The following is an 8635-nucleotide window of genomic DNA, read 5'->3' as shown; positions in this document are numbered from 1 at the left end:
GCGCCCGCTGCCAGCGCCGCCACCACCCACACGAGCACGTGCAGGACCGCGAGGAACGCAGCGAGCCAGCCGGCCACGGTCCCGGTAAAGACGGTGTCATAGGACTGCATGCGGGCGACCCGCGGATCGATGGTGCTCATGCCTCATTGAGTCCCATTGAGGCCGACTTGGTCAATTGTTGGTGTTACCGCTATTCGGTCTGTTGATAACCGTTCCGGTCACCTGGTGGTCACCTTGCGGGCCTAGGGTCGACATCATGACCGATCGCCCCAGCGTCATCGCCCACCGCGGGAACGCCAGCATGGCGCCCCCGAACACCATCGCCGCCTTCGAGTCGGCCTGGCGCGCCAGCGCCGACCTCTTCGAGCTGGACATCCAGGTGACCGCCGACGGCGAGGCCGCCGTGATCCACGACGCCACCCTGGAGGGCACCACCTCGGGCGCCGGCCTCGTGGCCGAGCACACGGCGCAGCAGATCGTCGAGCTCGATGCCGGCTCCTCGTTCTCCCAGGTGTTCGCGGGCGAGCCGGTGCCGCTGCTGTCCCACGTGGTCGACTTCCTGCACGAACATCCCGAGATCGGACTCGTCCTCGAGATCAAGGGCGACTGGGAGCGCGAGCCCCTCGAGCGCGCGCTGGCCCTCGTCGATGTCCCCGAGCTGTCCGAGCGCCTGATCGTCGAGAGCTTCTCGGTCGAGACGATGGCGGCCGCGCGCGACCTCGCCCCGCAGCTGCGGCGCGAGCTGCTGATCGGCGAGGAGCCGGAGGACCTGATCGGGTTGTGCTCCGACCTTGACGTGCGCGGCATCGGCCCTGACGGGCGGCTGCTGCAGCGGAATCCCGGGCTCGTGGAGGACCTTCACGGCGCCGGGATGACCGTCAACGTGTGGACCCTCAACGAGCCCGAGCACTGGGCCGCCGCCGTCGAACTCGGCGTGGACGGGATCGTCACCGACCGTCCCGACCGACTGAACGGCTGGCTGACCGGCCGCGGCCTCTGATCGACGAGGTCAGTCCAGGCAGAACTCGTTCCCCTCGGGATCGCGCATGACGATGAACCCGATGCTCGTGGGCTGCTCCGGCTCGTGACGATCCACCCGTGTGGCGCCCAACGCCAGGAGTCGCTCGCACTCGGCCTCGAGAGCCGCCATGCGTTCGTCGCCACGCAGCTCGGACGCCGTGCGGACATCCAGGTGCACGCGATTCTTCGCCACCTTGCCCTCCGGAACCTGCTGGAAGAAGATCCGCGGCCCCACGCCTTCGGGGTCCTCGAGCGCTGACGCGCTGTTGCGCTGATCCTCGGGGACGCCCGACCGCTCCAGAAAGTCGGCCCAGGCGGCGAGTGGATCCTCGCCCGATGCCAGCTCGACCCCGGGCGGCGCCGGGTGGACGTAGCCCAGCACGTCTCGCCAGAACGTGGAGAGCGCTGCTGGATCGTGGGCATCGAACGTGACCTGGATGGTGCGGCTCATGCTGGTGTCCTCTCGATGGCATGGGTGTGCAGGTACAGGTCGCGAAGCAGGCACACCTCGGACAGATGGTGGATCAGCTCGCGGTGGATGTGCAGCACGAGCGCCGCAAGCGGCGCCTCGGCGTAGGGCCCCTCGGCCTCGCCGCACGGTCGCCACAGGCCGTCCTCGCCGAGGTTCTCGACGCCGGAGAGCCAGGTCGCGTACTCGGCCTCGAGCTGGTCGATCGCCTCCTGGGCGGTCGCGGCGTACTCGAACGATTGGTAGTCGGTGGCCTCGCGTCCGAAGTGCGAGGCGTTCCGCACCGCGAGCACGCCCACGATCACGTGGCCGAGGCGCCATGCGATCGTGGTCATGGGCGCCGGATCGGGCTCGGGGAACGCGAAGTCGATCGTCATCTCCCCTCCCCCGGCCTGCACCGGAGCGGTGCCGGTCCCACGGCGGCGCACGTTCCAGGAGTCAGGTGCCGGCTCCCAGAAGTACTCGTGATCGGTCAGCCCGGCGAGCCGCGGGCGCACGTGGTGGTTCCAGTGCCAGTCGATCTGGTCGCGCAGCTGGTCGTTCCAGGGTGTCGTTGTGCTCATGCGCCTACGCTGACACCGATAGCGGACAGATTCGTTCCGTGATCGAGAGGAGAGTTCACGCGTGAAGACCGAAGGCACCACAGGGCGGGTGCTGCGGCTGCTCGCGATGCTGCAGCAACGGCCCTCCTGGACCGCCACCGAGCTGGCCGCCGAGCTCGACGTCACCGACCGGTGCGTGCGGCGCGACGTCGAGCGGCTGCGCACCCTCGGCTATCCGGTGCGTGCGAGCGCCGGTGTGGGCGGCGGCTACCACCTCGGCGCGGGAACGCGGCTGCCACCCTTGCTGCTCGACGATGATGAGGCCACGGCCACCGCCGTCTCGCTGCGGCTGGCAGCCGGCAGCGCGATCACCGGGGCCGGCGAGGCGGCCTTGCGGGCTCTCACCAAGCTCGACCAGGTGCTGCCTCCCCGGTTGCGCGCCGAGGTCAGCGCGCTGCAGCAGGCGACCGAGACCCTGGTCGGGGTGACCGCCGACGTCGACGCCGACGTGATGGTGACGCTTGCCCGCGCCTGCCACGACTCCGTGCGGGTGCGCTTCGACTACGCCACGCATGCGGGCACCGAGCAGCAGCGCACGGTCGAGCCGGTGCGCATGGTCACGACGGGCCAGCGCTGGTACCTGATGGCCTTCGACCTCGACCGCGAGGACTGGCGCACCTTCCGCCTCGACCGCATGCGCGCGGTCGAGGCGACCACGTGGCGGTTCCGAGCGCGCGCGCACCCGGATCCAGCCGGCTACGTGCAGGACGCGATCACCACCGCCCCGTATCGCCACCACGCCCGCGTGCGGCTGCACGCCCCGGCGGAGGACGTGCGCCGTCGGGTCCCGCCTCAAGTCGGGCGGGTGGAGGATGAGCGAGACGGCTGGTGCGTTCTCACCGCCGGCGGCGACGACCTCGACTGGCTCGCGATGCACATCGCCGCGCTCGGCCATGAGACCGAGATCCTCGACCCGCCGGAACTGCGCACGGCCGCCGCTGAACTCGCCAACCGCCTCACGCGGATGGCGACCTGACCTCCCCACCCCGGCCCCCGCCGTCGGGCATCACGCCCCACCTCGCCGAGACCGAGGCCTGGCGCCGAGACCGAGTGGCGCACCCCACGGCCTCGGCGTGAACCCTCGGTCTCGGCGGGTCCGGACGTTCCGGAGCGCTCAGTGGGTGTCTTCGGCCTCGACCTCGGTGCGGTCGCCCGACCACAGCGTGTGGAACGTGCCCTCGCGGTCGATGCGCTTGTAGGTGTGAGCGCCGAAGAAGTCGCGCTGCCCCTGGATCAGCGCGGCAGGAAGGCGGGGGGCGCGGAGGCCGTCGTAGTAGGACAGCGAGGCGCCGAACGCCGGGGCCGGGATCCCGGAGGACACGGCGCCGGCGACCACGCGCCGCCACGACGCCTGCGCCGCCACGAGCGCGTCACGGAAGTAGGGCGCGGTGGCGAGGCTGACCAGGCCGGGGTCGGTCTCATAGGCCTCGGTGATGCGATTGAGGAACCGGGCGCGGATGATGCAGCCGCCGCGCCAGATCTTGGCGATCTCGCCCTTCTTGATGTCCCAGCCGAACTCCTTGGCGCCGGCGATGATCTCGTCGAAGCCCTGGCTGTAGGCGACGATCTTCGAGGCGTACAGCGCCTGGCGGACGTCCTCGATGAAAGCGGCCTCGTCCTGCACCTGCCAGGTCTGGTCCGGACCCGGCAGGTCGGCGGCAGCGGCACGGGCCTCGCGGTCGGAGGACAGCGACCGCGCGAACACGGCCTCGGCGATCCCCGAGACCGGGACGCCGAGGTCGAGCGCGGTCTGCACGGTCCACGCGCCGGTGCCCTTGGCGCCGGCGGAGTCGAGGATGATGTCCACGAGCGGCTCACCGGTGGCGGCGTCGACCTGGCGCAGCACCTCGGCCGTGATCTCGATCAGGTAGGAGTCGAGGTCGCCGCTGTTCCACTCGGCGAAGATGTCCGCGATCTCGGCCGGGGTCTTGCCGGTGCCCTGCCGGATCAGGTCGTACGCCTCGGCGATCAGCTGCATGTCGGCGTACTCGATGCCGTTGTGGATCATCTTGACGAAGTGCCCGGCGCCGTCGGTGCCCACGTGGGTCACGCACGGCTCGCCCTCAGCCACCGCCGCGATCGACTTCAGGATCGGCCCCAATGTCTCCCACGCCTCGGCGCTGCCGCCCGGCATGATCGACGGGCCCTTGAGCGCGCCCTCCTCGCCACCGGAGATGCCGGCGCCCACGAAGTTGATACCGGTCTCACGGACCGCCTTCTCGCGGCGGATGGTGTCGGTGAAGAGCGCGTTGCCGCCGTCGACGATGATGTCGCCAGGCTCGAACACGCTGACCAGCTCGTCGATGACCGCGTCGGTCGCCCGACCGGCCTTGACCATGATGACGGCGGTGCGCGGCTTGGTGAGCGAGTCCGCCAGCTCCTGCACGGTGGCCGCCTTCACGAAGCCGGCCTCGGGGTGCGCCTCGAGGAGCGCGTCGGTCTTCGCCGTGGTGCGGTTGTACACCGCAACCGTGTTCCCCTCGCGGCTCGCGAGGTTGCGGGCCAGGTTCGACCCCATGACGGCGAGGCCGACGACGGCGATGTTGGCAGTGGGCGTGGTCATCGAGACTCCGATCGTGCGCGTGCGTGCGGGCAGGCTCTGCGGTGGCGGCCGCCAGCGTCAACGATGCCAGCATCCCGCAACGCGGGCGACGCCGTCTCACGGTCGCCACCCTTTGCCTGCGCCCCCCTTTCAACGACAAAAGCACCCCCCTGCCGTTGGGGGGTGCTTCTGTCGTTGAAAGCGATCAGGCGGAAACGGGCTCGTGCTCCCGCTCGACGGCGTCGCTCGCCTCGTTCTCCGCGCTCACCTCGGGCTCCTCATCACGGAACAGGTCCTCGGAGGTGGCCGAGTCGTACTTGGCCTGGTCGATGATGCCTTCGCGCTTGGCCACGATCGTGGGGACGAGTGCCTGCCCGGCGACGTTGACCGCGGTGCGGCCCATGTCGAGGATCGGGTCGATCGCCAGCAGCAGGCCGACTCCCGCGAGCGGCAGCCCGAGCGTGGACAGCGTGAGCGTGAGCATCACGACCGCACCGGTGACACCAGCCGTCGCGGCCGACCCGAGCACCGAGACGAACACGATCAGCAGGTAGTCCCAGATCGAGAGGTCGATGCCGAAGAACTGCGCCACGAAGATCGCCGACAGCGCCGGGTAGATCGCAGCGCAACCGTCCATCTTGGTGGTGGCGCCGAACGGCACCGCGAACGAGGCGTACTCACGCGGCACCCCGAGGTTGCGGGTCACGACCCGCTCGGTCACCGGCAACGTGCCGATCGAGCTGCGCGAGACGAACGCCAGCTGGATCGCCGGCCACGCGCCGCGGAAGAACCGCGACACCTTCAGCCCGTGCGCCCGCAGCACCACCGGGTACAGCAGGAACAGCACCAGTGCGAGCCCGATGTAGATCGCGATCGCGTAGGTCCCCAGGGGTGCGAGCGCGTCCCATCCGTAGGTGGCCACCGCGCGACCGAGCAGGCCGATCGTGCCGATCGGCGCGAGGCGGATCACCCACCAGAGCACCTTCTGGATGACGGCGAGGAGCGAGCGGTTGAGCTCGAGGAACGGCTCCGCAGCCTTGTCGACGCGCAGGGCCGCGATCCCGACCACAATGCCGATCACCACGAGCTGCAGCACGTTGAAGTTGGCGCTGCCGCCCGAGGTGTCGAGGCCGAGGAAGTTGCCGGGGATCAGGCCGGTGAGGAAGTCGGTCCAGGAGCCGGTGCGACCGGGCTCGTCGAGCATCGACTCGTCGACGCCGGACCTGGCGCCGGGCTGCATGATCAGCCCGAGCCCGATGCCGAACGAGACCGAGACCAGCGCGGTGATCGCGAACCACAGCAGCGTCTGGCCGGCGAGGCGCGCGGCGTTGGTGACCTTCCGCAGGTTGGCGATCGAGGCGATGATCGCGGTGATCACCAGCGGCGGGACGATCGTGCGGAGCAGCGTGACGAAGCTCGACCCGATGATGCTGAGCGTCTCGGTGAGCCAGTTCGCGATGTCCTCGCCGTCCTCGTCCACACCGATCGGGCCCATGCGCAGCGCCACGGCGCCGAGCACGATGCCGAGCACGAGCGAGATGAGGATCTGAACGGAGAACGACGGCAGCTTCAGTCGACGCCGGCGCTCCGGCGTCTCCGTATCGGGTTCGGTGGCAACGGTGGACATGGGTACCTCTCGTGTGTGCTGACGGGTTGGTGGTGCCGAGCACGAGTTCGTACGAACGGCTCGAGTTCGTACCGCCGGGGGTACGAAGTCGCGCCGAAGGTACGAACTCGTCGGCGTGACGGCGTGTGGGGCAGCGAGCGGGTCAGCGACACAGCGCGCTCGCGACCCGGAGGAGGTCGACGGCGCGGCGGCTCGTGAGCGAGCCCGAGACAGTGCTGAGATTCCCCGACATGACCGAGCGAGACTAGCCAGCCCACCGCCGTCGGGGAATCAGGCCGCAGGGTGTCTCAACATCTGGACGGCGCAACCTCGGTCGCGTCAGCGCGAGGCGGCCACGTGGTGGCGGCCGAGCGGAAGGACCATCGGCTTCCCGGTGGTCGGGTCAGGCACCACCACGTTGTCGAGACCGAAGACGTCTCGCACACACGCCTCGGTCAGCACCTCGCCCGGGTCGCCTGCGGCGTAGAGCGCCCCGCCCTTGACGGCGACGAGATGGTCGGCGTAGCGGGCGGCGAGGTTGAGGTCGTGCAGCACCATGACGATCGTGGTGCCGAGGTCGCGGTTGAGGTCGGTCAACAGGTCGAGCACCTCGATCTGGTGGGTGACGTCGAGGAACGTGGTGGGCTCGTCGAGCAGCAGCACGTCGCTCTGCTGGGCGAGCACCATCGCGATCCACACACGCTGGCGCTGGCCCCCGGAGAGCTCGTCCACGGCACGGTCGGCGAGCTCAGCGGTGCCGGTGACGTCGAGGGCGCGGGCCACGGCTGCGTCGTCGGCCGCAGTCCAGCGCGTCAGCATGCCCTGGTGCGGGTGCCGCCCGCGGCCCACCAGGTCGGACACGGCGATCCCCTCCGGCGCGATCGGCGACTGCGGCAGCAGGCCGAGGATCCGAGCGACCTCCTTGCTTGGCATGCCGTGGATGCTCTTGCCATCGAGCAGCACCGACCCCGCGCGCGCGGGCAGCAGGCGCGACATCGCCTTGAGCACGGTGGACTTGCCGCACGCGTTCGCTCCCACGATCACGGAGATCCGACCGGGCGGGACGACGAGCTGGAGGTCGTCGACGACGGTGCGCTCCCCGTAGCCGAGCGTGAGCCCCTCGGCAACAAGGGTGTGGTCCAGAGTCACAGCGAACCTCCGACGCGGTTGGTGCGCACGAGCAGATAGATGAGGAACGGGGCACCGAGCGCCCCGGTGATGACACCCACGGGGAACCGGGTGCCGAGCGCGTACTGTGCGAAGAAGTCCGCCACGAGCACCAGGACCGCACCGAACAGGCCGGAGGCGAGCACCGGCGAGCCGACCGGACCGAGGATGCGGACCGCGATGGGACCGGACAGGAAGGCGACGAACGCGATCGGGCCGGCCGACGCCGTCGCGAACGCCATCAGCGCGACTCCCGCGACGATCAGCAGCACACGCACCCGCTCCACCGGCACGCCGAGGGCGGCGGCGGCCTGATCGCCGAGGCGGATGGCCTCGAGGTCGCGGGTGAGATAGATGAGCAGCGGCGCCAGCAGCAGCGCCGCGACGAGCAGCGGCAGCAGCCGGTCGTAGGTGGCGCCGTTGAGGTTCCCGGTCAGCCAGCGCATCGCGATCTGCATGTCCCAGGCGGCCGCACCCGAGAGCACGTACGAGACCACGCTGCCGAGCATCGCCGCGATGCCGATCCCGATGAGGATCAGTCGGGTGTTCGCGACGCCGCCGTGCTTGTAGGCCAGCAGGTAGATCACGAACGCGGTGATCAGGGCGGCCACGGTCGCGAGTGCCGAGACCGAGGTGGGGTCCAGCCCCAGCACGAGGATCCCGATCACGGCGGCCGCACTGGCGCCCGAGCTGATCCCGATCACGTCGGGGCTGGCCAGCGGGTTGCGGAGCATCGTCTGGAAGGTGGAGCCGGCGAGGCCGAACGCCAGCCCGACCATCAGCCCGGTGATTGCGCGCGGCAGCCGCAGCGTGCCGACCGTGAACGAAGCGCCCGGCACGTCCTGTCCCAGGATCACCGCCCACACGTCTGCGGGCGGGTAGAACGTGCGCCCGAGCATCAGCGACAGGCAGAACGTGACCACCACGGCGAGGCCCAGTCCGGCATGCACGAGCAGTCGGCGGCGGAAGCGCCGACGGCGGCCCGCAGCGACCTTCTCGAGCGTGGAGGGGGCGTCGGCATCGGTGACCATCAGGGCGCTCACAGCTCACGCACCTTCTGCCGGCGCACGATCCAGATGAAGAACGGCGCGCCCACGATCGAGGTGATGATGCCGACCTGGATCTCCTCGGACGACGGCGAGATCACCCGGCCGACGATGTCGCTCGCGGTCAGCAGCGCCGCTCCCGCGAGGGCCGAGAAGGGCAGCAGCCAGCGGTGGTCGGTGCCC

The 8635-nt window shown here is 70.1% G+C and carries 10 protein-coding genes; 2 read left to right on the top strand and 8 right to left on the bottom strand.

Features of this window, described 5'->3' with window-relative positions:
* Positions 1 to 256: 256 nt before the first annotated feature.
* The gene (locus tag ACOJSN_RS11580) at positions 257 to 1000 is read left to right on the top strand and encodes a glycerophosphodiester phosphodiesterase (RefSeq protein WP_420112653.1); all 744 of its coding nucleotides are present in this window, start codon (positions 257 to 259) and stop codon (positions 998 to 1000) included.
* 9 nt (positions 1001 to 1009) lie between these two features.
* Here ACOJSN_RS11580 and ACOJSN_RS11575 read toward each other — a convergent pair whose 3' ends face one another.
* Both ACOJSN_RS11575 and ACOJSN_RS11570 read right to left on the bottom strand, forming a co-directional pair.
* Positions 1010 to 1471, bottom strand: coding sequence for a VOC family protein (locus tag ACOJSN_RS11575; protein WP_420112652.1), 462 nt, complete (start codon positions 1469 to 1471; stop codon positions 1010 to 1012).
* Positions 1468 to 2052 carry a DinB family protein gene (locus tag ACOJSN_RS11570; RefSeq protein ID WP_420112651.1) on the bottom strand — a complete coding sequence of 195 codons (585 nt, stop codon included), beginning with the start codon at positions 2050 to 2052 and terminating at the stop codon, positions 1468 to 1470. Before ACOJSN_RS11570 ends, ACOJSN_RS11575 begins: the two co-directional genes overlap by 4 nt.
* A 61-nt stretch (positions 2053 to 2113) precedes the next feature.
* Between ACOJSN_RS11570 and ACOJSN_RS11565 the strand changes: the two genes are divergently transcribed.
* Entirely contained in the window at positions 2114 to 3067 is a 954-nt protein-coding gene (locus ACOJSN_RS11565; protein WP_420112650.1) for a helix-turn-helix transcriptional regulator, read from the top strand.
* Between the two features lie 138 nt (positions 3068 to 3205).
* On the opposite strand, the gene gndA is transcribed toward ACOJSN_RS11565, so the two are convergent.
* The 6 genes from gndA to ACOJSN_RS11535 form a co-directional block, all read right to left on the bottom strand.
* Positions 3206 to 4654, bottom strand: a complete 1449-nt coding sequence (gndA, locus tag ACOJSN_RS11560) for an NADP-dependent phosphogluconate dehydrogenase (protein WP_420112649.1) — start codon at positions 4652 to 4654, stop codon at positions 3206 to 3208.
* A 184-nt stretch (positions 4655 to 4838) separates the two neighbouring features.
* Positions 4839 to 6260: a dicarboxylate/amino acid:cation symporter gene (locus ACOJSN_RS11555; protein WP_420112648.1), complete on the bottom strand. Its 1422-nt coding sequence runs from the start codon at positions 6258 to 6260 to the stop codon at positions 4839 to 4841.
* Between the two features lie 142 nt (positions 6261 to 6402).
* Complete coding sequence (locus tag ACOJSN_RS11550; protein ID WP_420112647.1) at positions 6403 to 6492, bottom strand: putative leader peptide; 90 nt, start codon at positions 6490 to 6492, stop codon at positions 6403 to 6405.
* Positions 6493 to 6578: 86 nt separating this feature from the next.
* The gene (locus ACOJSN_RS11545; RefSeq protein ID WP_420112646.1) at positions 6579 to 7388 is read right to left on the bottom strand and encodes an ABC transporter ATP-binding protein; all 810 of its coding nucleotides are present in this window, start codon (positions 7386 to 7388) and stop codon (positions 6579 to 6581) included.
* Positions 7385 to 8437 (bottom strand): FecCD family ABC transporter permease, encoded by a 1053-nt coding sequence (locus tag ACOJSN_RS11540; RefSeq protein ID WP_420112654.1) that lies wholly within the window; start codon positions 8435 to 8437, stop codon positions 7385 to 7387. The genes ACOJSN_RS11545 and ACOJSN_RS11540 overlap by 4 nt, the downstream gene beginning before the upstream one ends.
* A gap of 8 nt (positions 8438 to 8445) precedes the next feature.
* Positions 8446 to 8635: iron chelate uptake ABC transporter family permease subunit (locus tag ACOJSN_RS11535; protein WP_420112645.1), on the bottom strand; the 190-nt coding region annotated here is incomplete at its 5' end.

This window comes from Pseudactinotalea sp., assembly GCF_048594945.1.
Classification (GTDB): Bacteria; Actinomycetota; Actinomycetes; order Actinomycetales; family Beutenbergiaceae; genus Pseudactinotalea.
The sequence above is the reverse complement of the archived record's forward strand: the minus strand, read 5'-3'. Positions and strand labels throughout refer to the sequence as shown.

Bases quoted from the DNA above. Each gene is read 5' to 3' on its own strand.
- gndA (WP_420112649.1), bottom strand. From the start codon at position 4,654: ATGACCACGCCCACTGCCAACATCGCCGTCGTCGGCCTCGCCGTCATG.
- ACOJSN_RS11550 (WP_420112647.1), bottom strand. From the start codon at position 6,492: ATGTCGGGGAATCTCAGCACTGTCTCGGGCTCGCTCACGAGCCGCCGC.
- ACOJSN_RS11580 (WP_420112653.1), top strand. From the start codon at position 257: ATGACCGATCGCCCCAGCGTCATCGCCCACCGCGGGAACGCCAGCATG.
- ACOJSN_RS11555 (WP_420112648.1), bottom strand. From the start codon at position 6,260: ATGTCCACCGTTGCCACCGAACCCGATACGGAGACGCCGGAGCGCCGG.
- ACOJSN_RS11570 (WP_420112651.1), bottom strand. From the start codon at position 2,052: ATGAGCACAACGACACCCTGGAACGACCAGCTGCGCGACCAGATCGAC.
- ACOJSN_RS11575 (WP_420112652.1), bottom strand. From the start codon at position 1,471: ATGAGCCGCACCATCCAGGTCACGTTCGATGCCCACGATCCAGCAGCG.
- ACOJSN_RS11540 (WP_420112654.1), bottom strand. From the start codon at position 8,437: ATGGTCACCGATGCCGACGCCCCCTCCACGCTCGAGAAGGTCGCTGCG.